The organism is Burkholderia sp. HI2714 (assembly GCF_002223085.1).
GTDB lineage: Bacteria > Pseudomonadota > Gammaproteobacteria > Burkholderiales > Burkholderiaceae > Burkholderia > Burkholderia lata_D.
Map to the genome: position 1 here is coordinate 145,246 of NZ_NKFM01000046.1, position 26,300 is coordinate 171,545.

The window sequence follows — 26,300 nt, forward strand, 5'->3', positions numbered from 1 at the left end:
GTCAGCGGCCGGCGGTTTCGGTGATGCTGTCGCGGCCCGGGACGTGGACGCTGTTGCGCTCGCGCATCCGCCGCCGGTACCAGAACGTCCACAGCAGCAGACAGCCGAACACGGTGTAGCCCATGACCGGCGACACGACCAGCACGCGTTCGACCGGCCAGGTCACGACCATCCAGAGGCGCAGCAGCATTTCCAGCGTCATGAACGCGCCCCACACGAAGGTCATCCGCCGGAGCATCTGCCGCAGCCCCGGCTGGGCTTCCCAGACGGTTTCGAAATGCGCGGCGCCGCCATCCATCTCGCGGGCGACCGTGGCGCGGGCGAGATAGAAGATCAGTGGGCGTTCGCGGAACAACGACAGCAGGAACACGACGCCGATCGTGCCCGACGCGAGCGATTCGCGCATCAGCAGCGTGCGCGCGTTGCCGCCGAGCGCCATCCCGAGGATCGACAGCGCGATGCCCAGCAGCACGATGGCCGCCACCGCATCGACGCGGCGCGAGCGGATGAATTCGACGACCGACCAGATGATCGGCGGGACCGCCGACGCGTACAGCGCGCCGGTTTCGCCGAAATACGGCTGCGCGCCCCGGTAGGCAACCCACGGCAGGACCAGGTTGACGAAGAGTTCGAGGATCAGTCCGGCTCGCGGTTTCACGGTGAGCAATTCCACGCAGGTTGGGGCGAACCTGCAAAGGGCGTGTTGGCCTGCGGTTGCCCCGAAAAGGGTTCGATTGAGTATATCTAAAAAGCGGGCGGGGTTGCGGTGCCGCGTCGGCTGCTTGCCGCCGGCGTCGCCGGCGCCATCGTCATGAAAGCGCCGCGGCCGGCAGCGTGATCGTGACCGTGGTGCCCTGCAGCATGACGCTGTGCACGTGGATCGTGCCTTCGTGCCGCTCGACGACGGTCTTGACGAACGCCATGCCGAGCCCGACGCCGCTGGTTTCCGGCTGGCCGGCGGTGCGGAAGCGCCGGTAACGCTCGAACAGCCGCGTCTGGTCCGCGCTGCTGATCCCGCACCCGCTGTCGCGGATCGTGCAGCGCACGGTCTTGCCGTCGGCGCCCGGCTCGACCCTGCATTCGACGCTCGTCAGCGACGCGCTGTACTTGATGGCATTGTCCAGCAGGTTGATCAGCGCGCGCGACAGCAGCGCCGGGTCGCCGAGCACGATCGTGTCGTCGCGCCGCGGCACGTCGTCGATCGACATGGATTTCCGGTGCGCGAGCGGCCACACCGCGTCGCGTGCCTCGTTCATCAGGTCGGCGAGGTTGACCGGCACGCGTTCGTAGTCGCTGGCCTCTGCACGCGAGAGCTGCGCGAAGCCGTCGGCCATCGCCAGCGTGTGCCGCGCCAGCTTGCCGATTCTCGCGAACTGCTGCTTCATCTGCACGTCGCCCGCCCGTCGCGCCTGCGTGTCGATCAGGATGATCAGCGACGTCAGCGGGGCGCGCATGTCGTGCGAGAACAGCGTCAGCATGTCGTTGCGCTGGCGCTCGAGCATGTCACGGCGGACGGTCGCGGTGCGCAAGGTTTCCAGCGCGTCGTGGATCTGCGTGATTTCGGGCCCGATGCCGCGCGGCATCGCGACGTGCGACGTATCGCCATCGCTGAGCGCGACGATCCGGCGGCCGAGCGCATCGAGCGGCTTCGACAGCAGTCGCTGCACGCCGCGCGCGAGCGAGGCCAGGATCGCGATGCACAGGGTCGTGGCGCATGCCGACAACGCGACCTTGATCCGGGCGGTGTTCCGGTCGCCGATCGCGCGACGCCGGGCCAGGTCGATCACGCGGTCGCGCAATAGCTCGCTCGGCCGGAAATGCGGCACGATCGCGCGGGAAAAGTCGGCCGCACTCATCGCATAGACGCCGTTCTTGCCGCCGGCGACGGCCGCGTCGACGAGCGGCAGGATGTGCGCGTCGAAGGCTCCGTTGAGCTGCGCGTATTCGCGTGCCACGTCAGGGTCGTCGAGCTGTGCGCCGATCGAGCTGTCGATCAGCGCGCGCAATTGCTCGATGCGGCCGCGCATCCGCATGATGTCCGCGAACTGCGTGCGGTCGAGCGCCTGCCGCGCGAACATCGGCGCGATGAGCAGCGAGCCCGTGCGGCCCGCGTATTCGCGGAGATCGCCGAGAAGCCGCGCGAGCAGGATCGCCCCCGATGTGCGCGGGTCGCCCATCGCGGTGTCGGTCATTGCGCCGTCGATCAGCAGCGACAGCGTGTCGACGATCCGGAACAGGCGCGCTTGCGCGTGCTGGATATCGTGAACGCTGCGTGTCGCGAGCGGCCGCATGCCGAGCGCATCGACTTCCGTACGCGCATCGGCGAGCGTGATCCGGACCGAGTCGAGTGCATGCAGCAGGTTGCTGCGTTCGCGATCGTCGAGCACGGTCGCCTGCGCGATGCCGCCGCGAAAACGCTCGAGCGCCTGGTCGGAACGCACGCGCGCGGCGAGCAGGTTGCGGACCTCGGTGGCACCGTCGTCCTGCGGGCGCACCAGCAGGTCGTTCGTCGGGCCGCGTTCGGCCGAGATCACGTTGGCGGCGCTCATCGCGCCGCGGACGAATTCGAAGCTCTGCAGGTCGGCGTTCTCCTGCCGGTATTGCCGGAAACTCCCCCAGATGATCGTGCCGCACAGCAAGGCCAGCAGCGCGGTGACGAGTGCGAAGCCGATATGGGTCTTCTGCTGGATCGTCAGCGATCCAATGTTATATGCGCGTTCCCGGCTAAACGAGAATGAACGATTCATGACACACCATGTTTGCAAGCTATCCCGGGTGGGCCCGTATTCTCGGCCTGTCGGCGCCGTGACACCGTAAGGTTTTGTGGGGGGGGCGGGGGCCGCCTTCAAAGGGGGCGGAAACAATCCCGGCAGGGAGGCCGGATCGTGCCCTGCACAGGATCACCTTGCGTCAGTGTCCTGTCGACATCGGACGAATCGCGCTCGATCCGGAGAAACCCTAGGCACGCACCGGACCGGTGGCGCATGACGACGGATGGTCTGGATTGCGAATGTTTCTGATCGTCGTGTTCGATCGGTGCGCGGCACGAAGTTCGCGACGGACGACGGCGACAAGGAGGGGGCGCTGGGAGGGAATGGCAGGCCGGCGCGCCGCCCGTGCACGGGCGACGCTTCAGGGTGACACTTGCCGCACGCGTGCCGTGGCGCGAATCGCTGCCGCGGCCGCGCGCGCGCTCAGGCGATGGCGGGCTGAACGATGATCTTCACGTTCCGGTCCTTGTGGTTGACCAGTTCCTCGAAGCCGTGCGAGACGATGTCGCCGAGCGCGATGCGCCCGGTGATGAGCGGCTGCACGTCGATGCGGCCGTCCGCGATGAAGCGGATCACGTCCGCGAATTCGCCGTTGTACGCGAGCGAGCCGATCACTTCCTTCTCGGTCGACACGATGTCGAAGAAGTTGAACGGCGCCGGCTCCTCGAAGATGCCGACCATCACCGACTTGCCAGCCTTGCGGATCACGTCGATCGCGAGCTTCGCGGTGGTGGTGTGGCCGATGCACTCGAACGACACGTCGGCGCCGTAGCCGCCGGTCAGCGCCTTGACTTCCGCGATCGCGTCGGACGTCTTCGGATCGATGACGACGCTCGCGCCGACTTCCAGCGCCTTCTGCTTGCGCGCGGCCGACATTTCCAGCGCGATCACGCGCCCGGCACCCGCGGCCTTCGCGCACATGATCGTGCACAGGCCGATCGTGCCCGCGCCGACCACGACGACGGTCTGCCCGACGATGTTGCCGGCCTTCTTCACCGCATGCAGCCCGACCGCGAGCGGCTCGATCAGCGCGCCGGCCTCGGTCGGGAAGTCGTCGGGCAGCTTGTACAGCAGCTCGGCCGGCACGTTCACGTATTCGGCGAATGCGCCGTTGTTCATCAGCCCGGTGAACGCGAGGTTCTCGCAGATGTTGTACAGCCCATGCTTGCAATACCAGCAGGTGCCGCAATGCTGGCAGGCGTCGGCCGTCACGCGATCGCCGACCGCGTAGCCCGTCACGCCCGCGCCGAGTTCGGCGATCTCGCCGCTGAACTCGTGGCCGAGGATGCACTGGCCCTTCAGGCCCGTCAGCGGATGCGGCGCGTCCACCGGGATGAATACGGGGCCCGCGACGTATTCGTGCAGGTCGGAGCCGCAGATCCCGCACCAGTGCACGCGAATCGTGACCCAGCCTGCCGGCGGGCGCTCGGGAACGGGGACCTGTTCGACGCGGATGTCGTGGCGGCCGTGCCAGACGGCGGCTTTCATGCTGGGAGCGGTGGTCGATGCCGGTGTACTCACGTTGCTGTCTCCATCAGGTTGTCGTCGGGCGCGAGGCGTGGCTGCCGGTGCGCCCGTCGCGCGAGTGCGCGAACGACCGGTATGCAGGAACGGGGCCAGCGTGAATCAGGGCGGTGCGTGGCGATCGGACGTGTGCGAAGAGTGCGATGCACCATGTCGTTTTCTCCCAACCGGTAAGGATCGGGTGGAAATGGAGTGTCGGATTTGCTGCGACAGCGAAACGGTGGGTGGAGTGAGACGCCGGGACGTTCGTCTCAGCGCAATGAGACGAATCACGAGACGAACGGTGATGGGGCGACGCGGCTCGCTTCGCGTTCAGGCGACGACTGCGTCCACGGCGACCGCGGCGAGCGGCGTGAATCCAGCGGCGCGGTACAGCGGCTGGCCGGCTTCGGTCGAGATGAGCCACACGCGGCGCGCACCGCGGTGCCGCGCGTGCGCGACGATCGCGGCGAGCAGTTGCGTCGCGAGGCCGCGGCGCCGGTAGGCGTCGGCCGTTCCGACGCGGTCGACGACGATATCGCGCGGCGACGCGAAGCCATAGCGCGCGGTGGCCGCGATCTGTCCGTCGAGCCGGTGCGCGAACAGGAACGCGGCCGGATTCGGCTGGAACGGCGGGAAGGCGCCACTGGCGTTGAACGCGTCGATCGCGTCCGCAGTGTCGCAGGCGAGGGCTTGCGCGAGCGCGTCGTCGCCGGACAGCCCGTCGATATTGGCGGCCATGAAGTGCTCGTCGGTCAGCCGGCGCGTCCTGCCGTGCAGTGCCGGCGGCAGCGGCGCCGCGCCGTAGCGCGTGATCCACGCGCCGACGGCAAACGAGCCGGTGCCGGCCAGCGGCGCACCCTCGATCATGAAATGCTCGAAAGGCCGGCCCATCGTGTCGTCGAACTGCACGACATGGCCGTCCGGGCCGTCGTGCAGCGGCGCATCGCGCCTGTCGCGCGCGGCACAGTACCCGGCGATGAAAGTGCGCACGGCCGCCTTGCGGCGGGAGAAGGTGGACCACGCTTCGTCGAGCGGGAACAGCGTGGCCGGTGCGGGGAAGGCGGTCGGCATGCGGGGGTGCGTTGTCGAGGCGAAGCCATCAGCTTAGACCAGGATGCCGTCGCGTGCCGTGCCGGCCATTGCCGCCATCGCCGAAACGGATCGTTGCACTCACCCCTTTACTTGAAGTTAACTTCAATTTGTATCATGTGCGCCAGTCCCGATTGCGCTCGCGTGAGACATCCCGTTGCACGCGGGCGCTTCAACGGAGGTGAAGATGACCGAAGCGCCTGTCGCGGCCGATGCAGTTGCGATGCCGTCGTGCGGCGGCGTGGTTGCGCATCCGCTCGTGACGATCGGCCGAGCGCCGATTCCGGAGCACGCGGCGGCCGCAGCGTCGCCGTTGCGCCCGCAACTGTTCGTCACGGTGCTGGAGGCCGACGACCATGCGTTGCTGATTCGCTGGGTCGAGAGCGGCCGGTGCCATTACGGCGAGCAGCGCTGGCGCTTGCGCGTCGCGTTGCAGCCGGGCCGCTGCGCGATCTCGGGGCAGCCGATCGAGCCGGGCGAGCCGGTGTTCCGGCCGGTGCGAAGGCCCGTGCCGGCCAATGGCGATGAGATGATCTGCCCGGCGGCGGTGCCGGGTGCGGCCGGCGTGGCATGTGACGCCGCCCCGGAGGGCGACGACGCACGCGAGCCGGCCGACGTTTCCGGTTGAATGCCGGCCGGCTGCGACGCCGCGTTACTTCTTCACGTCGTGCCGGTACTGGATGAACCCGGCGTTGTTCGCGAGCTTGTCGTACAGCGCGCGTGCGGTCGTGTTGGTTTCGTGCGTGAGCCAGTACACACGGCTCGCACCGGCTTCACGGGCATGTTCGTACACGGCCTCGATCAGCGCGCCGCCTGCGCCTTGCCCGCGTGCGTCGGGCGCGGTGTACAGGTCCTGCAGGTAGCAGTACGGCCCTTCGGTCCAGCACGAGCGGTGGTAGATCGAATGCACGATCCCGACCAGCGCACCCGATGCGTCGAATGCGCCGAGCACGAACATCGGCTCAGCCGGATCCATCAGGCGGGCCCACGTCGTCGCGAACACCGCGTCGCTCAGCGCGGTGTCGTAGAACTTCTGATAACCCTGCCACAGCGGGCGCCACGCGGCTTCGTCGGCGGCGACGAGCGGGCGCACCGTGACGCGCGTCGCGTCGTTCGCGCGGCTGGCCGCATCGCGCGCGCGTGCCTGCGCGTGGCGGATCGCGGTGAGCGACTGGCGTTGCCCGCCCTGCGCGTCGAAGTTTTCCGGTGCGAGCCACGCGTCGAACGCGGCGCGCACATCCGGCCATTCGCCGTCGATGATCGAGAACCACGCGGTGTCGCGATTGCGGCCGCGGTAGATGATCGCCTGCCGGAACGTGCCTTCGTAGCGGAAGCCGAGCCGTGCGGCGGCCTTGCGCGACGGGAGGTTCAGGTCGTCGCACTTCCATTCGTAACGCCGGTAGCCGAGCGTGTCGAACGCGTACTTCATCAACAGGAACTGCGCTTCCGTCGAAACGGGCGTGCGCTTGAGCAGCGGCGAGAACGTGACGGAGCCTACCTCGATCACGCCGTTGGCCGGATCGATGCGCATCAGCGCGAGCGTGCCGACCGCGCGACCGGTGGCGCGGTCGATCACCGTGTAGTGCAGCGGATCCGGGCTCGCCTGCGCGGTACGCGTGTAGTCGCGATAGCTCGATTCATCGGCGTACGGGCCGTGTGCGAGATAGGTCCAGTCGCTGCCGTCCGGCGCCTGCGAGTAGGCGGCGTGCAGGTCGGCCGCGTGGCGCTCGGCGTCGAGCGGTTCGAGCCGGCAGTAGCGGCCTTCGAGCACGATGCGCTCCGGGCGCGGGCGTGCGGACCAGTCGGGAACGGGGTGGCCGATGGGTTGCTGGAAAGCGTTGGTGAGCGTGGACAAGGTCGATCTCGCTTCGGTTGGCGGCCGGCGACATGCCGGCATGCAGATGATCGTAGTCGCGACGAGGTACCATGAGAAGCGCCAGAGATTGACAAATTTATGGTGCCACGAATTTCGGGGGCCGAACCGCGAGCCGGCGCTCACTCGCCGTGCGCCACTAGCCGTGCGCCACGTTCCGACATTTTCACGCTGCGATGTTCCGATGACGACTGTCCTTCCTTCCGGCGATGCGCCGTTGCTGCCGCTCGACGCGCCGCTGGCGCGCACGCCGGGCGCGCCTTCGCTGCAGCGCCAGTTGCTGCGCCGCGTGCGTGACGCGATTCTCGGCGGCGCGATGCCGGCCGGCACGCGGTTGCCCGGCACGCGCGCGCTGGCCGAAACGCTCGGCGTGTCGCGCAACACGACGGCCGCCGTCTACGAGCAGCTCGTCGCCGAAGGCTTCCTGCAGTCCGACCGCCGCGGTACGCGTGTGGTCGGGCTGTCGCGGCCGGCGCCGCCGCGCCGGCGTGCCGCGCCGCCGGCCGTCGCGCAGCGCCTCGGCCGGATTCGCCCGAGCCGCATCGGCACCGGCGAATCGGAGGGCTTCCGGCCGGGCGTGCCCGCGCTGACGCATTTCCCGGCGGACGCATGGCGCCACGCGATCGACCGCGCGCTGCGCCGCGCCGGCCGTGACCTGCTCGGCTATGGCGACCCGCTCGGCGAGCCCGCGCTGCGCGAATCGATCGCGCGCCACCTGGCCGTGACGCGCGGCGTGCGCTGCGATCCCGAGCAGATCGTGATCACGGAAGGCGCACAGGGCGCGATTGCGCTATGCGCGCAGTTGCTGACGAACCCGGGCGATACGGTGTGGGTCGAGGAGCCGGGCTATCGCGGCGCGCGCACCGCGATGCAGGCGGCCGACCTCGACGTCGTGCCGATGCCTGTCGACGGGGAAGGGCTGCGCACCGACGAGGACGACTGGCGCGAGCGGACGCCGCGCCTCGTCTATACGACGCCGTCGAACCAGTTCCCGACCGGCGCCGTGCTGTCGATCTCGCGCCGGCTCGCGCTGATCGATGCCGCGTGCCGGCATCGCGCCTGGATCATCGAGGACGACTACGACAGCGAATTCCGTCACACCGGTGAGCCGATCGGCGCGATGCACGGGCTTGCGCCCGATTCGCCCGTCGTCTATCTCGGCTCGTTCAGCAAGACGATGTTTCCGGCGCTGCGGATCGGTTTTCTCGTGCTGCCCGACGCGCTGCTGGCCGCGGTGCGGCCGGTGCTGCCGGAGATGCTGCGCGGCGGGACGCGCCACGTGCAGCTTGCGCTGGCCGATTTCATCGAGACGGGCGAGTACGGCCGCCATCTCGGCCGCATGCGCCGGCTGTATCGCGACCGGCGGCGGTTGCTGCTCGCCGCGCTGGACGGCAACCTGAGCGTGCCGCATCAGATCGAGGGCGGGCCGTGCGGGCTGCATCTCGCGCTGCGGCTGCCGGCGCGCTACCGCGATCGCGCGATCGTCGACGCCGCGCGTGCGCACGGCATCGGGCCGTTTCCGCTGTCGGGTTTTTCGATCGATGCGGCCTCGGCGGGTAACGGGCTCGTGCTCGGTTTCGGCAATACGTCGGCCGACGCGTTCGAGCCGATGTTGCGGATGCTGTCGGCGCTCGCGGAGCGGGTGGGTAGGGAGTGAGGCGGGACTCGCCGTTCAATCACGAAAATATATTTCCTTAACCTTTTAAGTGTTAAATTTTTAAAACAAGGTGGATATTCATCGATTTTTGGTCTTGCTCACCGAGCTGAACGTGCTGCGGTCTTGATCGTCAAAAATGGTCAACGGTGCTTGCAAGTGCTAATGGGATGAGCGACGATGAATTCGTCGTAACAAACGGTTACTTTCATGGAATAATGCGCGGCGCGTTCGCGTCGCCTTGGTCTTGGATTCCGTGATCGATGGTTTCCGTAATGGATCGACTCCAGAAGACGATGATCTGGAGAGCCGTGAAGAGCCCTGTTGGCAATGCCCGGAGAAACAATAATACTGAGCATCGCGAGATCCGCGGCAGACAACCGAAACCGTGGTTATCACGGAGGCCGTTAAAAAAACTATATCAATCTCGATGAGATCCGATTCACACCGCTATTGCTTCCCGAGTTTGCTGGAAGCATTTTTTATCGTCGTCGTGCTGATCATGATCGAGTACCTGATGAATTCGATCATCTGGTCCATCAGCCGAAGCGCCGGGCTTCAACCCATGGCGATTGCCAGCATCGGCCGGGTTCTCGCGAACGGGCTCGTATTTACGGTGCTGCTTCACCACGGTAAATTGACCTACCGAAGCCTGCTGCATGACAGCGTCGATTCCTGGCGATCGACGCTCGGACGATTTTTCGTCCCGATTTTGCTGATGACACCGGGATTGATCGTGGCGGTCAGCGTGATCGAAGTCGGCGTCGGGCAGTTGTTCCCTTGGGGCGGAAGCGGATATGACGCCCGCGAGGTTTACACGAACGGCGGGCTTGGCCTGATCGTGTTGACCTGCCTGATTGCGCCGCTACTTGAAGAAATGCTGTTTCGCGGCGTGATGCTGCGCAGCTTTCTGCAACAGTATCCGACGGGAACGGCCATCGCGCATTCGGCCGCCGTGTTCGGTCTTGCACACCTGAATGTGTATCAGTTCGTCCTGGCATTCGGACTCGGATTGTTGATCGGCAAACTGTACGCGGCCACCCGGTCGCTGCTGCCGGGCATCCTGATCCACGCCTGCTACAACACCGCCGTGGTGATCGTCGCACTGAAAACGCCATTCGAATTTTCCAGGGAGAGCCTTGTGGCCGTCTGGCCCACATCGTGGTGGTTCGGCGCGCTTGCGGCAGGGGTGATCGGCGCGTGTCGTCTGGTCAAGTCGCTCGATGCGCTGAGATTGGCTCAGGCAAGCGCGTCGGGCAGCAACGGCTTGTGTTGAGAACGTTGTATTGGCAAGCGTTCCTGTGAATTCACGGGATGCTGGTGTTGCGCAGTAGTTGTCCAAAACGAGAAAACGAGGTAAGTCATGTGGGGAAAGCAGGTCTGGTTGGCAGGTGTGGCAAGTACTGCGTTGCTGCTCACGGCATGCGGCGGTGGCGATGACAGCGCCGCCAATATGGGAAGCAACGCATCGAGCAACAATACAGGCGGGACGCCGGCTACCACGTCGCCTGCGGTTCCACCGGCGAATGCTTCCCCGCAACCGTCAGTCCAGGTGGCATGCCGACCGAACGGCAACTTCAGCTACTCGGGTGCTGCGTCTCCGGTCACGGCGAACAACGGCCAGCTGGCGGTGCTCGTGGTGCCGAATCTGCCGAGCGAATACGCGAAGAACCGCAACATGACGGCGGCCGGTGTGCCTGTCGCGAGCCTGGTGCAACAGGGAAGCGGCGCGTTCACGACGCTGGCATCGTCGTCTGCGGCGACCGATTGTCTCGGGCTCGACCATGGCGCCGTCACAGATATCCAGGGTGTCGGCACCGATGTAGCGATCGGCCGCTGGAATCGAGCGATGGATACCGACGGCAATACCTATACCGATACGCAAGGCGTTCACTACGCGGTCGGTACGCCGCTGTCGTTACCTGCAACGGGTGGCCCGCTTGCATGTACCCAGGTGATTGCCGACACGGTGGCGAGCAACGACGGCAGCACGGACGGTACCCTCGTTTCGAGTTCGGCCACGCTGGATCCGGGCACCCGCCAGCTCACCACGCTGAACCTGTCGATCAAGCAGGGGACGGCTCAATACGGGCTGACGTACACGCAGGTGCCATTGAACGGTGTGCTGAAGACCACCGGGCCCGCGACGATTCAGTCGATCGTCGTCGGACATGACGCGACGCAGCCGCTGGTGGCTGTGGGTTACTCGGCTGCGTTGCCGAACACGCAAGGGGTTGGCGGGGTGGTGATCCTCTCGTGCCACTGAACCGGGCCGGCGCACGCGTGCGTGCCGCCGGTCGGTGACGCGTGCAGGCGGACGATCCGTAGCAGACCGCAACGATGACGCTCGCGGGTGCCGGCAATGATCCGGCGCTTGCGCGCGTGTCGATGCGTGGTGGATGTGCGGATTGACGAACCGCCCACTTTGTTCGAAACGGCCACCGTCGCGGCTCCGCGCCAGCCGCGCCGCCCGGCATTCGGGTTTCGATTCGTATGTTCGAACAGGCCGCGTGGACTATAAATGGATGGGTGTACCGGGCCTTGTCGAGCGCCTGCGCGTCTCGCGCATGTCGGCGCCGTGACTCCCGGGGGAGGTGCACCGTGGTTCGCCAGACGCTTGCTCGCGCCGTGCTTCGCACCGCGTTGATCGGGGGCGTGTTCGCCGGCTGTTTGCAGGCCCCGCCGGCCGCCCTTGCCGGAACGCTCTCGCCGCCTGTCACGCCACACCCGATGAAGCAGCGGCCGGCTGCCGCGCCTTACGCGATGCCGGTCGATTTTCCGGCGATCGTCGACCGCTACGGCCCGGCGGTCGTGACCATCATGACCGCCGCTCCCGACCAGCAGGCGAGCGGCCCGTCGTTCGCGATCCTCGATACCGACGATCCACTCGCCGCGTTCTTCAGGCACGACGTACCGCCGTCGGCACAAGGCGCACCGGCACAGGTACAGGCACCCGAGATGTTGCCGCGCGCGGTATCGGGCAGCGGCTCGGGTTTCATCGTCAGCGCCGACGGCCTGATCCTCACGTCGGCGCATGTGGTCGACGAAGCGACCGATGTGACGGTACGGCTCACCGACCGCCGCGAATTCAAGGCGACGGTGCTGGCCGTCGACCCGCAAAGCGACGTCGCGGTGCTACGGATCGACGGGAAGAAGCTGCCGTTCGTGCGCATCGGCGATTCGTCGAAGGTACGCGCGGGCGAGCCGGTGATGACGATCGGCGCGCCGGACGGGTCGGGCAACACGGTCACGGCCGGCATCGTCAGCGCGACGTCGCACCGGCTGCCGGACGGCGGCGCGTTTCCGTTCTTCGAAACCGACATTGCGCCGAACCCCGACAACTCCGGTGGCCCCGTGTTCAATCGTGCGGGCGACGTGATCGGCATCGCGGTGCAGGTCTATACGGGCAGCGACCGCTATGCGAGCACGACGTTCGCGATCCCGATCGCGTTTGCCGCAAAGGTGCGTGCGCAACTGCAGAAGCAGATGCAGATGCAGGCGCAGGCGCAGGCGCAGCAGTCCCAGGCGCCGGGCGAGTCGTCGTCCGGCAATGCGATCGGCGTCGACGTGCAGGATGTCGGCATCGGGCTGGCCGCGGCGTTCGGGCTGCCGCGTCCGGCGGGTGCGCTCGTCAACGGCGTCGCGCCCGGCTCACCGGCCGCCGCGGCCGGTGTGAAGCCCGGCGACGTGATCGTGAAGCTGGGCGACAGGACGATCGGCCGCTCGGCCGAACTGAACGACCTGGCCGCCGCGCTGCCGCCGGGCCAGAAGGCGCCGCTGCGGCTGATCCGCAACCGCGTGCCGGTGATGCTGACGATCACGGGTGCCGACGAGGCCGCCGGCAACGCGGGTGCGACCGTCGGCATGGCCGCGCCGAAGGCGGCTGCACGACCGGGGGCGGGAGCAGCGGCCGCCGACGGCGGCGACCGCCTCGGGCTGACGATGCATGCGCTCAGCGACGACGAGCGCCGCTCGACCGGGCTCGCGGTCGGGATGATGGTGGACGCGGTGCACGGCCCGGCAGCCAAGGCCGGCATCCAGCCGGGCGATGTCGTGCTGGAGCTCAACGACACGCTGCTCGAGACGCCCGATGACATACCGGCGCTCGAAGCGAACGGCAGCGTGTTCGCGGTGCTGATCCAGCGCAACAACGCCCGCAAATTCGTGTCGGTGCGTGCACGTTAGGACGTTGACGCGCTCGGCATCGTCCGCCTACCATCGTCCGATATCGCAACCGGTCAGCCAGGCCATCAGGAGCCATCCGGCATGAAAGCAGCACGCTTCATCGTAGTCGTCCACAGGCGCAGGGTCCGGTAGCGGCACCGCGCCGGCACCCATGCGCCCCCGATTCGTTCGGGGGCTTTTTTTTGCATTGCGCACGGCCGTGCGGCACGTGCGCGGAGGGCATCCGCTTGCAATCGAACCTGCCGATCGCTTCCGAACGGGCGTCGCCGAGACTCGCGACGCTGATCCTGCTGTGTGCGTGCTCGGTGCTGCCGCTAAGCCTGTTCCTGCCGTCGCTGCCCGCTATCGCGCGCGACCTGCGCGCCGACTATGCGCTCGTCGCGCTGTCGCTCGGCGGTTACGCGGCGGTGGCCGCGTCGCTGGAGTTCGTGATGGGGCCGTTGTCGGACCGGTTCGGGCGGCGGCCGGTCGTCATGGCGAGCGTCGGCGTGTTCGCGATCGGCTCGCTCGGCTGCGCGATGGCGACCGATATTCGCGCATTCCTGGCATGCCGGCTGATGCAGGCGGCGATCACGTCGGTCTATCCGGTATCGATGGCGACGATCCGGGATACCGGCGGCGGCACGCACGCGGCGAGCCGGATCGGCTATGCGGCGATGGCGGCCGCGTTCGCGCCGATGCTCGGCCCGACGCTCGGCGGCGCACTCGATCAGGCGTTGGGCTGGCGCGCGAGCTTCTGGCTGCTCGGCGCGGCGGGCATCGCGCTGTTCGTCTGGTGTGCGTTCGATCTCGTCGAAACCCATGCGAACCGGTCGTCGAGCCTCGGGCAGCAGCTTCGCGCGTATCCGGCGCTGCTCCGCGCGCGCCGGTTCTGGGCCTATGCGCTCTGCATGGCGTTTTCGACCGGCGCGTTCTACGCGTTCCTGGCCGGCGCGCCGCTCGCCGCGCAAACGGTGTTCGGCATCGCGCCGGCGGAGATCGGCTTCTATATGGGGACCATCACGGCCGGCTTCGTGTGCGGCAGCTTCCTGGCCGCGCGTTACGCGCGCCGCTATGCGCTGGCCACGATGATCCTGTTCGGACGGGTGGTCGCGTGCGCGGGGCCGTTGATCGGCCTCGCGCTGATGTGCGGTGGGGCGACGCAGGCGATCGCATGGTTTGGCCCATGCGTGCTGGTCGGCATCGGCAACGGACTGACCAATCCCGGGGCGCATGCCGGCGCGGTGTCGGTGCGCCCGGAACTGGCGGGCAGCGCGTCGGGGCTGGCCGGCGCGATGACGATCGCCGGTGGCGCCGCGCTTTCGTCGCTGACGGGGGCGGTGCTGACGGCCGGCAACGCGGGCTATGCGCCGCTCGCGATGATGCTGCTGTCGGCCGCGATCGCACTGGCGGCGGCCGTCTGCGTGCGGGTGTTCGATGCGCGGGACGCGGGGCGGTGAACGCAGACGCACGGCATCGGGCATGGGGGCTGGCACTGCTACCGTGCCGTGAACGATTGGCGGACAATCGATCGATTATCGGGAGACGACGAACCCGCCGCGCGCCGGGCATGCTCCGACGCGAGAAGGGCGACTGGACGAGGATGCGATGAGCGACTTTTCTGATTTCCAGCGAGACATTGCCGACGCCGCGAGAGCGACATTCAGGGCGTTGCGGGCGCAACATCCGGACGAGCATTTCTATGCGTTCGCGCTGTATACCGACAGCGGCGCGATGACGGTGGTGCCGGCGGCCAATTCGGTCGAGGGGCTGCGCCGGATCCGCGAGCAACAGGCCGTCCCGGACGACGACCCGTGGTATGCGTGGGGTTTTTCCGAATGGGCGTACGCGGCGGCGGAAGCATCGCCGTTCAATGCGATCTGCGGCAAGCTCGCCGATGACGTGCTGAGCCCGCAGTTCGTCCGCTCGAGATTCCCGGAACATGCGCGGCAACTGCACGCCGACATGATCGCGGCGTTGCGCCTGCTCGACCGCGAAGGCCTGTTCGGCACGGGCGACGAAAGGGCGGCGATCACGCTGTTCGTGTCGATCAGCGACGACGATGCGGCCGAGGCGCTGGAAAACGAATCGGCGAAGGCGCTGAATCCGCCGGCCGTCGCCGACGCATTCCTGCGCCGCTACGACTGACCGAAATCGGGACATCGCACGGCGGCCCCGGGCAGGCGGCCGCCATGCGTGCTGCGTGTCGGCTTGTGGCTTACGGCTTCGCGCCCACGACGAATTCGAACGTCGCGACGCCGTCGACGCCGCCGGTGACGCGATCGCCAGGCTGCAGCGCGCCGACACCCGCCGGCGTGCCGGTGAAGATCAGGTCACCGGCCTTCAGCTCGACCGAGCGCGACACATACGCGATGACGTCGGGTACGGCCCAGATCATGTCGGCCAGGTCGCCTTGCTGGCGCGTGTCGCCGTTGACCGCGAGCCAGATGCGGCCCGTCGCCGGGTGGCCGGTGGCCGTTGCCGCGCGCAGCGGGGTCACGGGGCCCGATGCGTCGAAGCCCTTCGCCCAGTCCCACGGACGGCTCAGCTTCTTTGCTTCGGCCTGCAGGTCTCGGCGCGTGAGGTCGACGCCGACGCCGTAGCCCCACACGTGCGACAGCGCGTCGGCCGGGTCGATCGACCGGCCATCCTTGCCGATCGCGACGACCAGCTCGATTTCGTGATGAAGGTCGTTCGTCAGCGGCGGATAGGCGACGGTGCCGCTGGCCGGGACGATCGCATCGGCCGGCTTCGCGAAGAAGAACGGCGGTTCGCGGTCGGGATCGGCGCCCATTTCGCGCGCGTGGTCGGCGTAGTTGCGGCCGACGCAGAAGACGCGGCGCACCGGAAAGCGCGCGGACGACTGGTCGACTTCGACGGAAGGACGCTCGGCGGCGTCGATGACATAAGCGGACATCGGATGGCCTCGTTCGGTGATAAGACGGATGCCGCGCCCGTGCTGTGCACGGGCCGGCATGCGTGCAACGATACCCGACGCCGGTGCGGCCGGATGTGACGCAACTGCGTTTTACCGGGACAAAACTACGCGTCGGCTGCCGCCGGTGTGTCATCGCCGCCCGGCAGCGCGGCGTTCGCGTCGCGGTATGCCTTCGGCGACACGCCGACCCGCGCGCGGAAGCGCCGCGCGAAATACCCTTCGTCGCGGAAGCCGACCGAGCGCGCGATATCGGCGATGCGCCGGCTGGTATGGGCCAGCAGCGACTGCGCGAGCGCGATCCGGCGCTCGGTCACGAGATCGGTGAAGGTGCTGCCGGTTTCCTTGCGGACCAGGTGCGCGAGGTAGTTGGGCGACAGGAACGCGGCCTCGGCGGTCGCGGCGAGCGTCAGGTCCTCGCGGGTCAGGTTGGCGCGCACGTGGCGCAGCACGCGCGCGAGCGCGTCGCGCCGGCCCGCGCGCTGGGCGCCGCGCTGCGCGAGTTTGTCCAGCGCACCGGCGTATTGCGTGCAGACGAGCCCGATCAGTTGCAGCAGGTAGCCGCGCAGCAGCGTGGTCGAGCCGAACGTGCGCACGCGATCGGTGTCGAGCATGCACAGCGCGAGGCGGCGCGCTTCTTCGTAGGTGTCGCCGGTCAGGATGAAGTCGAGGTGTTCCTGGAAACGGAATGGCGTCAGCTCGGGAAAGCGGTGCGCGGGCACGTCCTCGAGATCGAGCGGATCGACGTCCAGATCGGCGCGCAGGAACGCCTGGCTGAAGTTGATCACGATGAAGTGCGCGCCTTCCGGATGCGGGATCAGGTGCTCGCGGTGCGGCAGCACGAACGCGAGCGCGCCGCGCGGAAACGGCCGCGTGACGCCGCCGATCCGCTGCTCGGTGTCGCCGCCGAGATTGAACTGGATCTGGAAATACGCGTGCCGGTGCGGCTCGGTGATCGCCTGGCGCGACGCCTGGTCGCGGATGTAGAAGTCGAGCCGGTCGCTGCGTTCGGGCATCCCGTACAGGCGCGGCGGGGCGGTGGAGGGCATGAAGGATTCTGCTGTTCGTGACGCGGTTGAGCCGCGATGGTACAGCGAACCGGGCGCGGCGGCGATCCGTGCGGCCGCACGGCTTCGCCCGGTGTCGCTCGCGGCGTGCTGCGCGGCGATCATTCGTCCGGATGGAAGCCGAGATAACGGGCGTGCGGACTGCCGCTGCCGGCTCGCTGGCTCACCGCGCCGACCGACACGAGCGCGTTCATCGTCGACGCACGGTTCGACACCAGCGTCCACGCGATGGCATCGTCGGCGCTGGCCGGGGCCGACTCAGACGCGCGCTGCGCCGTCAAAGCCGTCAGCGCGGCGAGCAGCGCGGCGGCCGGCGGCGCATGGACCGCGAACCCTTCGTTGGCGACCGCCGCCGTATCGATCCCCAATGCCGCGCACAACCGCGCCCGCAGCGGCGTCTCGGCTTCGCTCGCCGCACGCGAGCGCGCGATGTTCTCGCGGGTGGCCGCGTCGACGATCGTGCCGCCGCGGACGAACGGCGTCTGCTGCCACGCGTCGGGCGTGCATTGCTTGCCGTCCGGCACCAGCGGCACGAACGGATTCACTTCGGCGGGATAGATCCGGCACACGAGCGGGCGCGCGTCGTAGATCGCGCAGCGCAGGTCGTCGAGCAGGTTCGGGCATGGCCCGGCATGGGTCGCGGTGAGCATGACCGTGATGCGGACCGGCAGCGAGCCGCTGAGCGCGGCCGTCGAGCGCACGCGCTTGTACGCGGCGAACGCGTTGTCGGGCTCGGGCTCGACGAGCCACGGCATCGCATCGCACAGCAGCTCCACGTGGCCGCCGCGCTGCAGCCACGCGGTGGCCTCGTCGATCGTCAGCGGAATGCGCAGGTCGTGGCAGCATCCACCGCAGCCGTTGCAGGCAAAGTCGAGGTCGGTGGGGGTGTCGTTCATGCTTGATTCGATACGGATGACGGGGATGTCGCGACGCGCCGCGACATGTCGGTGGTTGCGCTTATCGGGCGATCAGCGGCGCGACCCGGCGGCGCAGTTCGGGCACGACCTCGGTGTCGAACCATGGGTGGTGCTTGAACCACGCCTGGTTGCGCGGCGACGGATGCGGCAGCGGCAACACGTCCGGGCCATAGTCGCGCCACGCGTGCACGGTGTCGGTCAGCGTGGCCTTGCGCGACTCGCGCAGGAAATGCCGCTGCGCGTACTGGCCGATCAGCAGCGTGAGCCGGATCGACGGCAGCTCGGCGAGCAACCGGTCGATCCACAGTGGCGCGCATTCGGGGCGCGGCGGGTTGTCGCCGCTTGCGCCGCGGCCCGGGTAGCAGAAGCCCATCGGCACGATCGCGAAGCGCGTCTCGTCGTAGAACGTGTCGGCGTCGACGTCGAGCCAGCCGCGCAGCCGCTTGCCGCTCGCGTCGTCCCACGGAGTGCCGCTCGCATGGACGCGTGCGCCCGGCGCCTGCCCGACGATCAGGATGCGCGCGTCGCGATGGGCCCGCACGACGGGGCGCGGGCCGAGCGGCAGGTCGGCTTCGCAGGCACGGCACGCGCGGATTTCGGTGAGCAGCACGTCGAGCGGCGCGCGCATGGGTTTCGGCATCGAATCTGATCGGGGACGGAGTGGTCATGCGGCGTCACCCGGGGGCCGCGTGCCGGGCGCCGGCGGGCGGCCCGGACTGGCGTGGCGCGGGCGCGCGCGCCGCCTGCATCACGCGGTGCGCATCACGCCTGCGACAGGCCCGGTGCGCCGCTTTCGGCGACGGCAGCATCATACAACGCGGTTTGCGCGATCGCCCGGGCGATCCCCGCGTCGTCGTGCGCACCGTCGAGCATGCCCCAGCGCCGGTATTGGGACAGGAACCACTCGCCTTCGCGCGGATCGGGGCGGTTCACGGCGCCGCCGTCGTGGAAGCGGATCGGCAGCGGCGGCACGGCGAACGGGCCTGAGCCGTAGTCGCCGAGCAGGCGCGGCGCGATCAGCCGGGCCGGTACGCCGAGCGCATCGGGCGACGCGAGCCAGTCGGCCGCCTCGCGACGGTGCGCGGCGCTGTCGAGCCACGCGCAGGCATCGACGAGCGTGCGGATCAGCGCGCGGGCCGTGGCCGGATACAGCGCGACGAAATCGCGCCGGGCCGCCAGCACCTTCTCCGGATGATCGGGCCAGATCTCGCTCGTGACGGCAACGGTCCGCCCCGCGCCGCAGGCCTCGGCCACCGCATGCCACGGCTCGCCGGCGCAGAAGCCGTCGAGTTCGCCGCCGGCGAGCGCGGCCACCATCTCGGGCGGCGGGATCACGACGCTGCGCACGTCGCGCAGCGGATCGACGTCGTGCGACGCGAGCCAGTGGTTCAGCCACATCGCGTGCGTGCCGGTCGGGAACGTCTGGGCAAGGAGCGGCTTGCGGCCGAGCGTCGCGAACGCGTCGCGCACGCTGCCGCTGGCGCGATACGCGTCGGCGAGGCCGCGCGACAACGAGATCGCCTGGCCGTTGCGGTTCAGCACCATCAGCGCGGCCATGTCGGCCTGCGGGCCGCCGATGCCGAGCTGCAATCCGCAGACGAGCCCGTACAGCGCATGCGCGGCGTCGAGCTCGCCGCTCAGCAGCTTGTCGCGCACGGTGGCCCACGACGGCTGGCGGCTGAGTTCGAGCGTGAGGCCGTGCCGTTCGCCGAGGTTCAGGCGCTGCGCGACGATCAGCGGGGCCGCGTCGCTCAGCGCGACGAACCCGAGGCGAAGATGCACGCGTTCCGGTGCGGCGGGATAGGAGGTATCCATGGCAGTCATGACTGGGGTGACGCGTCGAGCAATTGCCGCGCGACGTCGACGATGCGCAGGCCCTGGTCCATCGCGCGCTTGCGCAGCGCCGCGTATGCGTCGTGTTCGGACAGCCTGCGCTCATCCATCAGCAGGCGCTTCGCGCGGTCGATCAGCTTGCGCTCCGCGAGCTCGCGCTCGACGTCGGCCAGCCGGCGGCGCAGCGCGTCGTCGTGCGAGAAGCGGGCGAGCGCGACTTCGAGAATCGGCGCGAGGCGCTCGGCCGACAGCCCTTCGACGAGATACGCGCTGACGCCCGCGCCGACCGCCGCGCGGATCAGCGACTGGTTGGCGTCATGGCTGAACATCAGCACGGGGCGCGGCGCGGTGGCGTGCATCACGGCAAGCTGCTCGAGCGTGTCGCGCGACGGCGAATCGGTATCGATGATCACGACGTCGGGATGCTGCTCCTCGACGGCGGCCGGCAGGCGCGCGGGCGTCGCGACGTCGTTCAGCATCTCGTAGCCGAGGTGCGCGAGTGCATCGCCGAGCTCGCCGATCGGCTTGTCGGTGTCGGTGACGAGCAGCACGCGCAGGCGGGAGGAAGAAGCAGACGTACTCATGACGCGAACGGCGGCGAAAGCCTGGCGCGATGGGCGGATCGGGGGCGGCGGCCCCGTGCGGGCATGGTATCGGTGCCGCGCACGGCGGCCCGCCGGCCGGTGCCGCCGTCTTCATGATGGGTGGGCGGCCGGTGCCGCGTGGCGTCGCGCATGCTACGCGGCCCGGGACAAGGCCGGTTCGATCGCGGCGCCCGCGTCCGGCACGTGCTGCACGGCTGCTTCGCCGATCGCGCCGCCGACGAGGATCACGGCCGGGCTGCCGAGCCGCGCTGCGTCGATGCCGCGCGCGAGACCGCCGAGCGTGCCGGTCCAGCGGCGTTCGTCGGGCGTGCCGGCCCATTGCACGGCCGCGGCCGGCGTCGAGGGCGGCAGCACGGTGAGCAGGCCGGCGGCAATGCTGTCGACGCGGCTCATGCCCATGTAGATCGCGAGCGTGGTGCCGGTCGCCGCGAGACGCGCCCAGTCGGGCTCGCCGTGGTCCTGACGATGCGCGGTGACGAACGTGACGCCGTGGCAATGCGCGCGGTGCGTGAGCGAGATGCCGAGGCTCGCGGCGGCCGCGAAGCCCGACGAGATGCCGTTGACGATCTCGACCGGAATCGCGGCGGCGTGCAGCGTCGCGAGTTCTTCGCCGGCGCGCCCGAACAGCAGCGCATCGCCGCCTTTCACGCGCACCACGTGCGCGCCGCGCAGCGCGTAGCGGCGCATCAGCTTCTCGATGAATGCCTGCGGCGTGGAGCGGCAGCCGCCGCGCTTGCCGACGCGGATCACGCGTGCCTGCGGCGCGAGTTCGACGATGCCGGGCGCGACGAGATCGTCGAGCAGCAGCACGTCGGCAGCGGCCAGTGCCTTCACGGCCTTCAGCGTGAGGAGATCGGGATCGCCGGGGCCGGCGCCCAGCAGCGTGACTTTGCCTGTCGTCATGTCGTGTTCCAGTGCCGCCTGCATGCAGCGGTCGAAAGCGCGTGTGTCTTGCGCGGCGGCGGGCGGTCGAAACGCACCGGCATCCGGCCGTGCCGCGCACGGAAGGACGCCGTTGTCCTGATCGGCCCGCCTGAATGACGGGCATGGTTTGCGGGGACTGCCCACCGGCGCCGTTGCCGGTGTCATGCAGCGGATTCAGCAATATCCGGGCCAACCGGCATGACAGGTTGCGCCGGCGCGGCGGGAGCGGTGCGCAACGTGCCGCGCGATGGCCCCGTGCATGTGTGCAGCCGCCGCGCGCGGGCAGCCGCAATGCCGCGTCGGCGTGCATCGTGCGCCGTCAGCGCGCACCGCGATGTCGCACGGCGACAGTGCTGCAGCGCACCACATCTGTGCCGCGCTGCCTCACGGCGCATCGTGGGTTACGTGGTGCCGCGCGTTGCATGGCACCCGATGCGCCTTGCGTGGCGGGGCTGCGGGCTCGATTCGCATCAACGTGGCACGGCGTTTGCGTGACGAGGTTCGGGCGGATCAATGGCGATTCGTCCGGCAGTACCGATTACCGACGCGCCCGGCAACGGGCTTCATGGGCAACGGCGTCCTACGCATCAGGTCTCGACGAGACCGGGTGCGCAGGACGCCGTTTTTCGTTTGGCGGATGACATGACCGACAAAGCTACCCGTATCGATCTCTTCAGCTTCCGCACCGCGCCGATGCGCGCGTTCCACCTGACGTGGATGGCGTTCTTCGTGTGCTTCTTCGCGTGGTTCGCGTGCGCGCCGCTGATGCCGCTGATCGCACGCGAATTCCACCTGACCGCGGCGCAGGTCGCCAACATCAACATCGCGGCCGTGGCCGCGACGATCGCCGTGCGGCTGCTGGTGGGCCCGCTGTGCGACCGCTTCGGCCCGCGCCGCGTGTACGTCGGCCTGCTGCTGCTCGGCGCGATTCCCGTGTTCGCGGTGTCGTTCACGCACGACTACCTGTCGTTCCTGATCTGCCGGCTCGGCATCGGCGCGATCGGCGCGGGCTTCGTGATCACGCAGTACCACACGTCGGTGATGTTCGCGCCGAACGTGGTCGGCACCGCGAATGCGACGACGGCCGGCTGGGGCAACGCCGGCGCAGGCGCCACGCAGGCGCTGATGCCGCTGCTCGTCGCCGCCGGCCTGATGCTCGGCTTCGGCGAGGATTCGTCGTGGCGCATCGCGCTGGTCGTGCCGGGCGTCGCGATGCTCGTGATGGCCTGGGCGTACTGGCGCTTCACGCAGGATTGCCCGCAAGGCGACCTCATCGCGCTGCGCAAGGCAGGCGTGACGGTCGACAGCGGCAAGAAGGGCGGCTGGGCGAGCTTCTTCGCGGCCTGCGGCAACTATCGCGTGTGGATGCTGTTCGTCACGTACGGCGCGTGCTTCGGCGTCGAGGTGTTCATCCACAACATCGCCGCGCTGTACTACGTCGATCACTTCAGCCTGTCGCTGAAGGACGCCGGGTTCGCGGTCGGCCTGTTCGGGCTGCTCGCACTGTTCGCCCGCGCGCTCGGCGGCTGGCTGTCCGACAAGATCGCCGCGCGCCGCAGCCTCGACGTGCGCGCGACGCTGCTGTGCGCGCTGATCGTCGGCGAAGGGCTCGGGCTGATCTGGTTCTCGCATGCGCAAAGCGTCGGCGTCGCGCTCGTCGCGATGCTCATCTTCGGCCTCTTCACGCACATGGCCTGCGGCGCGACCTACGCGCTGGTGCCGTTCATCGACCGCAAGGCGCTCGGCGGCGTCGCGGGGATCGTCGGCGCGGGCGGCAACGTCGGCGCGGTGGCCGCGAGCTTTCTGCTGAAGGGTGTCGGCGACGTGCAGCACACGCTGAGCCTGCTCGGCCTGGCCGTCACCGCGACCGCGCTGTGTGCGATGGCCGTGCGCTTCAGCGAAGAACACAAGGCGCGCGAAGCCGAGCTGCGCGACCGCGCACTGGCGGCCAGCGGCGTCGCGAACTGATCGACCGAAGGAACGTCACCATGAAACTCATCGTCATCGGCCACGGCATGGTCGGCCACAAGCTCCTCGAATGCGTCGCGGCGGAAGCGGGCGCCGCGGGTGCGCTGCAGGTCACGGTGCTCGGCGAGGAGCCGCGTCCGGCGTACGACCGCGTGCACCTGTCCGAATTCTTCGCGGGCAAGTCGGCGAACGACCTGTCGCTCGTCGAACCCGGCTTCTTCGAACGTCATCCGCAGTTCGACCTGCGCCTGAACGCGCCAGTCGCGTCGATCGACCGCGCCGCGCATACGGTCACGCTCGCGTCCGGCGAAACGCTCGCGTACGACAAGCTGGTGCTCGCGACGGGTTCGCGCCCGTTCGTGCCGCCAATGCCGGGGCACGATCGTGACGGCTGCTTCGTGTACCGGACGATCGAGGATCTCGAAGCGATGCAGGCGTGCGGCACGCACGCGAAGCGCGGCGTGGTGATCGGCGGCGGGCTGCTCGGCCTCGAATGCGCGAAGGCGCTGCGCGACATGGGGCTCGACACGCACGTCGTCGAATTCGCGCCGCGGCTGATGGCCGTGCAGGTCGACGACGGCGGCGGCCGGATGCTGCGCGCGAAGATCGAGGCGCTCGGCGTGACCGTGCATACGGGCAAGAACACGCTGGAAATCGTCGATGGCGAGGAAGGCACGCACCGGATGGCGTTCGCCGACGGCTCGCACCTCGACGCCGACATGATCGTGTTCTCGGCCGGCATCCGCGCCCGCGACGAACTGGCCCGCGCCTGCGGTCTGGACATCGGCCCGCGCGGCGGCGTCGCGATCGATGACGCATGCCGCACGAGCGACGCCGACATCTACGCGATCGGTGAATGCGCGGCCTGGAACGGGATGGTGTACGGCCTCGTCGCGCCGGGCTACGACATGGCGCGCGTGGTCGCGAAGCAGCTTTGCGGCGATGCGGACAGCGCAGCCGAGGCTGCATTCGCCGGCGCCGACATGAGCACGAAGCTGAAGCTGATGGGCGTGGACGTCGCGAGCATCGGCGACGCGCACGGCACGACGGCCGGCAGCCGCACCTACCAGTACGCGGACGAGCGCCGCCAGGTCTACAAGAAGCTCGTGGTGTCCGACTGCGGCAAGTTCCTGTACGGCGCGGTGATGGTCGGCGATGCAGCCGAGTATGGCACGCTGCTGCAGATGATGCTGAACCGGATCGAGCTGCCGGAATCGCCGGAATTCCTGATCCTGCCGTCGTCGGACGGCGTCGCGAAGCCGGCGATCGGCGTCGAGGCGCTGCCTGCGGCCGCCCAGATCTGCTCATGCAACAACGTGTCGAAGTCGCAGATCTGCACGGCCGTTGCCGACGGCGCGACGAGCCTCGGCGCGCTGAAGACGTGCACGGGCGCCGGCACGTCGTGCGGCGGCTGCGTGCCGCTCGTCACGCAGATCATGAAGGCCGAGATGAAGAAGCAGGGCCTCGCGGTCAACAACCATCTGTGCGAACACTTCCCGCATTCGCGCCAGGAGTTGTTCCATCTGATCCGCGTCGAGCGCATCACGACCTTCGACGAACTGCTCGCGAAGCACGGCCACGGCCTCGGCTGCGACGTATGCAAGCCGGCGGTGGCGGGCATTCTCGCGTCGTGCTTCAACGAATTCGTGCTGAAGAAGGAGCACGCGGGGCTGCAGGATTCGAACGACTACTATCTCGCGAACATCCAGCGCGACGGCACGTATTCGGTGGTGCCGCGCATGCCGGGCGGCGAAGTCACGCCGGAAGGGCTGATCGCGGTGGGCCAGGTCGCGAAAAAGTATGGCCTGTACACGAAGATCACGGGCGGCCAGCGCGTCGACCTGTTCGGCGCACGCGTCGAGCAGCTGCCGTCGATCTGGGAAGAACTGATCGCGGCCGGCTTCGAATCGGGCCACGCGTACGGCAAGGCGTTGCGCACCGTGAAGTCGTGCGTCGGGTCGACGTGGTGCCGCTACGGCGTCGACGATTCGGTCGGCCTCGCGATCGACCTGGAGAACCGCTACAAGGGGCTGCGCGCGCCGCACAAGATCAAGTTCGGCGTGTCCGGCTGCACGCGCGAGTGTGCGGAAGCACAGGGCAAGGACGTCGGCATCATCGCGACCGAGAAGGGCTGGAACCTGTACGTGTGCGGCAACGGCGGGATGAAGCCGCGCCACGCGGAACTGCTCGCGTCCGATCTCGACCGCCCGACGCTGATCCGCTACATCGACCGTCTGCTGATGTTCTACGTGCGCACCGCCGACCGGCTGCAACGCACGAGCGTGTGGCGCGACAACCTCGAAGGCGGCCTCGACTACCTGGTCGACGTCGTCGTGCACGACCGGCTCGGGATCGGCGCCGAACTCGAAGCCGACATGCAGCACGTGGTCGACACCTACGAGTGCGAATGGAAGAAGGCCGTGACCGACCCCGACACGCGCAAGCGCTTCCGCCATTTCGTGAACAGCGACGCGCCGGACACGACCATCGAATTCGTCGAGACGCGCGGCCAGATCCGGCCCGCGACGCCGGACGAGCGCGTGCGCGGCAAGCCCGTGGCGATTCCGGTCGTCGCCGAACCCGAGACCGTTTGACCCTGACCGACACCCGCGTCTTTTCCAAGGAGCCCATCATGAACGATCGTCTTCCGCTGTCCTGGACCCGTGTGTGCCCGCTCGACGACATCGTGCCGAACACCGGCGTGTGTGCCCTCGTCAACGGCGAGCAGGTCGCGGTTTTTCACGTCGCGCATGCCGAAGTCGGCGGCGTGTTCGCGATCGACAACGTCGATCCGGTCTCGCAGGCGGCCGTGATGTCGCGCGGGCTGATCGGCAGCCTCGGCGAGCGCGTCGTCGTCGCGTCGCCGCTGTACAAGCAGCACTTCGATCTGCGCACCGGCGAATGCATCGAGGCGCCCGAGCAGTCGGTGAGTGCGTATCCGTCGCGGGTCGAGGACGGTTTCGTGTGGATCGCAGCCTGACCGCCCCGGAGCGC

At 68.6% G+C, this 26,300-nt stretch carries 22 protein-coding genes; 10 read left to right on the top strand and 12 right to left on the bottom strand.

The annotated features are described in order from the left end of the window. Nucleotide 1 precedes the first annotated feature (1 nt). From CFB82_RS24315 to CFB82_RS24335, 4 genes are all read right to left on the bottom strand, one after another. Nucleotides 2-658: a VC0807 family protein gene (locus CFB82_RS24315; protein ID WP_089485653.1), complete on the bottom strand. Its 657-nt coding sequence runs from the start codon at nt 656-658 to the stop codon at nt 2-4. Nucleotides 659-809: 151 nt separating this feature from the next. Next, nucleotides 810-2,747 (bottom strand): sensor histidine kinase, encoded by a 1,938-nt coding sequence (locus tag CFB82_RS24320; RefSeq protein ID WP_089485600.1) that lies wholly within the window; start codon nt 2,745-2,747, stop codon nt 810-812. Between the two features lie 447 nt (nt 2,748-3,194). Then, a complete protein-coding gene (locus CFB82_RS24325; RefSeq protein WP_069251765.1) occupies nt 3,195-4,259 on the bottom strand; it encodes a 2,3-butanediol dehydrogenase in 1,065 nt (354 codons plus the stop codon). Nucleotides 4,260-4,607: 348 nt separating this feature from the next. Further along, nucleotides 4,608-5,348 (bottom strand): GNAT family N-acetyltransferase, encoded by a 741-nt coding sequence (locus CFB82_RS24335; RefSeq protein WP_089485601.1) that lies wholly within the window; start codon nt 5,346-5,348, stop codon nt 4,608-4,610. A gap of 205 nt (nt 5,349-5,553) precedes the next feature. On the opposite strand from CFB82_RS24335, the gene CFB82_RS24340 reads away from it, so the two are divergent. Further along, nucleotides 5,554-5,994, top strand: a complete 441-nt coding sequence (locus CFB82_RS24340) for a DUF3331 domain-containing protein (RefSeq protein WP_069251763.1) — start codon at nt 5,554-5,556, stop codon at nt 5,992-5,994. A gap of 24 nt (nt 5,995-6,018) precedes the next feature. Here the strand turns inward: CFB82_RS24340 and CFB82_RS24345 are convergent, their stop codons facing one another. Continuing rightward, nucleotides 6,019-7,221, bottom strand: coding sequence for a GNAT family N-acetyltransferase (locus CFB82_RS24345; protein WP_089485602.1), 1,203 nt, complete (start codon nt 7,219-7,221; stop codon nt 6,019-6,021). A 202-nt stretch (nt 7,222-7,423) separates the two neighbouring features. On the opposite strand from CFB82_RS24345, the gene pdxR reads away from it, so the two are divergent. The 6 genes from pdxR (at nt 7,424) to CFB82_RS24375 (ending at nt 15,205) form a co-directional block, all read left to right on the top strand. Continuing rightward, nucleotides 7,424-8,896 carry a MocR-like pyridoxine biosynthesis transcription factor PdxR gene (pdxR, locus tag CFB82_RS24350; RefSeq protein ID WP_089485603.1) on the top strand — a complete coding sequence of 491 codons (1,473 nt, stop codon included), beginning with the start codon at nt 7,424-7,426 and terminating at the stop codon, nt 8,894-8,896. Nucleotides 8,897-9,323: 427 nt separating this feature from the next. Then, nucleotides 9,324-10,169 (top strand): CPBP family intramembrane glutamic endopeptidase, encoded by an 846-nt coding sequence (locus CFB82_RS24355; RefSeq protein ID WP_089485654.1) that lies wholly within the window; start codon nt 9,324-9,326, stop codon nt 10,167-10,169. 87 nt (nt 10,170-10,256) lie between these two features. Then, nucleotides 10,257-11,159 (top strand): hypothetical protein, encoded by a 903-nt coding sequence (locus CFB82_RS24360; RefSeq protein ID WP_089485604.1) that lies wholly within the window; start codon nt 10,257-10,259, stop codon nt 11,157-11,159. Nucleotides 11,160-11,494: 335 nt separating this feature from the next. After that, nucleotides 11,495-13,078, top strand: a complete 1,584-nt coding sequence (locus CFB82_RS24365) for a trypsin-like peptidase domain-containing protein (RefSeq protein WP_089485605.1) — start codon at nt 11,495-11,497, stop codon at nt 13,076-13,078. 227 nt (nt 13,079-13,305) lie between these two features. Beyond that, a complete protein-coding gene (locus CFB82_RS24370) occupies nt 13,306-14,517 on the top strand; it encodes an MFS transporter (RefSeq protein ID WP_089485606.1) in 1,212 nt (403 codons plus the stop codon). Between the two features lie 148 nt (nt 14,518-14,665). After that, nucleotides 14,666-15,205: a DUF4303 domain-containing protein gene (locus CFB82_RS24375; protein WP_089447829.1), complete on the top strand. Its 540-nt coding sequence runs from the start codon at nt 14,666-14,668 to the stop codon at nt 15,203-15,205. Nucleotides 15,206-15,275: 70 nt separating this feature from the next. Here CFB82_RS24375 and CFB82_RS24380 read toward each other — a convergent pair whose 3' ends face one another. From CFB82_RS24380 to cobA, 7 genes are all read right to left on the bottom strand, one after another. After that, nucleotides 15,276-15,974 (bottom strand): fumarylacetoacetate hydrolase family protein, encoded by a 699-nt coding sequence (locus CFB82_RS24380; protein WP_089485607.1) that lies wholly within the window; start codon nt 15,972-15,974, stop codon nt 15,276-15,278. A 125-nt stretch (nt 15,975-16,099) separates the two neighbouring features. Further along, complete coding sequence (locus tag CFB82_RS24385; RefSeq protein ID WP_069252956.1) at nt 16,100-17,041, bottom strand: helix-turn-helix transcriptional regulator; 942 nt, start codon at nt 17,039-17,041, stop codon at nt 16,100-16,102. A gap of 119 nt (nt 17,042-17,160) precedes the next feature. Further along, complete coding sequence (locus CFB82_RS24390) at nt 17,161-17,955, bottom strand: YkgJ family cysteine cluster protein (protein ID WP_089485608.1); 795 nt, start codon at nt 17,953-17,955, stop codon at nt 17,161-17,163. A 61-nt stretch (nt 17,956-18,016) separates the two neighbouring features. Further along, a complete protein-coding gene (locus CFB82_RS24395; protein WP_089485609.1) occupies nt 18,017-18,616 on the bottom strand; it encodes a uracil-DNA glycosylase family protein in 600 nt (199 codons plus the stop codon). 122 nt (nt 18,617-18,738) lie between these two features. Beyond that, nucleotides 18,739-19,791, bottom strand: a complete 1,053-nt coding sequence (locus CFB82_RS24400) for a CmpA/NrtA family ABC transporter substrate-binding protein (RefSeq protein WP_089485610.1) — start codon at nt 19,789-19,791, stop codon at nt 18,739-18,741. A 5-nt stretch (nt 19,792-19,796) separates the two neighbouring features. Continuing rightward, nucleotides 19,797-20,393 carry an ANTAR domain-containing response regulator gene (locus tag CFB82_RS24405; protein WP_089447824.1) on the bottom strand — a complete coding sequence of 199 codons (597 nt, stop codon included), beginning with the start codon at nt 20,391-20,393 and terminating at the stop codon, nt 19,797-19,799. Nucleotides 20,394-20,546: 153 nt separating this feature from the next. Further along, on the bottom strand, nt 20,547-21,317 hold the full coding sequence (gene cobA, locus CFB82_RS24410; protein WP_089485655.1) for a uroporphyrinogen-III C-methyltransferase: 771 nt from the start codon (nt 21,315-21,317) through the stop codon (nt 20,547-20,549). Between the two features lie 663 nt (nt 21,318-21,980). Between cobA and CFB82_RS24420 the strand changes: the two genes are divergently transcribed. Genes CFB82_RS24420 through nirD form a run of 3 tightly spaced genes read left to right on the top strand, consistent with a single transcriptional unit; the run spans nt 21,981 to nt 26,286 of the window. Further along, a complete protein-coding gene (locus CFB82_RS24420) occupies nt 21,981-23,306 on the top strand; it encodes an MFS transporter (RefSeq protein ID WP_089485656.1) in 1,326 nt (441 codons plus the stop codon). 20 nt (nt 23,307-23,326) lie between these two features. Further along, a complete protein-coding gene (gene nirB / locus CFB82_RS24425) occupies nt 23,327-25,900 on the top strand; it encodes a nitrite reductase large subunit NirB (RefSeq protein ID WP_089485611.1) in 2,574 nt (857 codons plus the stop codon). Nucleotides 25,901-25,938: 38 nt separating this feature from the next. Beyond that, a complete protein-coding gene (nirD, locus tag CFB82_RS24430) occupies nt 25,939-26,286 on the top strand; it encodes a nitrite reductase small subunit NirD (protein ID WP_089485612.1) in 348 nt (115 codons plus the stop codon). The last annotated feature ends 14 nt before the right edge of the window (nt 26,287-26,300 follow it).

What these genes read in the sequence shown, in the direction of transcription:
- pdxR (WP_089485603.1), top strand. Translation starts at nt 7,424, where the DNA reads ATGACGACTGTCCTTCCTTCCGGCGATGCGCCGTTGCTGCCGCTCGAC.
- CFB82_RS24400 (WP_089485610.1), bottom strand. Translation starts at nt 19,791, where the DNA reads ATGGATACCTCCTATCCCGCCGCACCGGAACGCGTGCATCTTCGCCTC.
- CFB82_RS24335 (WP_089485601.1), bottom strand. Translation starts at nt 5,348, where the DNA reads ATGCCGACCGCCTTCCCCGCACCGGCCACGCTGTTCCCGCTCGACGAA.
- CFB82_RS24355 (WP_089485654.1), top strand. Translation starts at nt 9,324, where the DNA reads ATGAGATCCGATTCACACCGCTATTGCTTCCCGAGTTTGCTGGAAGCA.
- CFB82_RS24380 (WP_089485607.1), bottom strand. Translation starts at nt 15,974, where the DNA reads ATGTCCGCTTATGTCATCGACGCCGCCGAGCGTCCTTCCGTCGAAGTC.
- CFB82_RS24385 (WP_069252956.1), bottom strand. Translation starts at nt 17,041, where the DNA reads ATGCCCTCCACCGCCCCGCCGCGCCTGTACGGGATGCCCGAACGCAGC.
- CFB82_RS24390 (WP_089485608.1), bottom strand. Translation starts at nt 17,955, where the DNA reads ATGAACGACACCCCCACCGACCTCGACTTTGCCTGCAACGGCTGCGGT.
- CFB82_RS24325 (WP_069251765.1), bottom strand. Translation starts at nt 4,259, where the DNA reads ATGAAAGCCGCCGTCTGGCACGGCCGCCACGACATCCGCGTCGAACAG.
- CFB82_RS24360 (WP_089485604.1), top strand. Translation starts at nt 10,257, where the DNA reads ATGTGGGGAAAGCAGGTCTGGTTGGCAGGTGTGGCAAGTACTGCGTTG.
- nirD (WP_089485612.1), top strand. Translation starts at nt 25,939, where the DNA reads ATGAACGATCGTCTTCCGCTGTCCTGGACCCGTGTGTGCCCGCTCGAC.
- nirB (WP_089485611.1), top strand. Translation starts at nt 23,327, where the DNA reads ATGAAACTCATCGTCATCGGCCACGGCATGGTCGGCCACAAGCTCCTC.
- CFB82_RS24395 (WP_089485609.1), bottom strand. Translation starts at nt 18,616, where the DNA reads ATGCCGAAACCCATGCGCGCGCCGCTCGACGTGCTGCTCACCGAAATC.
- CFB82_RS24405 (WP_089447824.1), bottom strand. Translation starts at nt 20,393, where the DNA reads ATGAGTACGTCTGCTTCTTCCTCCCGCCTGCGCGTGCTGCTCGTCACC.
- cobA (WP_089485655.1), bottom strand. Translation starts at nt 21,317, where the DNA reads ATGACGACAGGCAAAGTCACGCTGCTGGGCGCCGGCCCCGGCGATCCC.
- CFB82_RS24375 (WP_089447829.1), top strand. Translation starts at nt 14,666, where the DNA reads ATGAGCGACTTTTCTGATTTCCAGCGAGACATTGCCGACGCCGCGAGA.
- CFB82_RS24420 (WP_089485656.1), top strand. Translation starts at nt 21,981, where the DNA reads ATGACCGACAAAGCTACCCGTATCGATCTCTTCAGCTTCCGCACCGCG.
- CFB82_RS24340 (WP_069251763.1), top strand. Translation starts at nt 5,554, where the DNA reads ATGACCGAAGCGCCTGTCGCGGCCGATGCAGTTGCGATGCCGTCGTGC.
- CFB82_RS24320 (WP_089485600.1), bottom strand. Translation starts at nt 2,747, where the DNA reads ATGAATCGTTCATTCTCGTTTAGCCGGGAACGCGCATATAACATTGGA.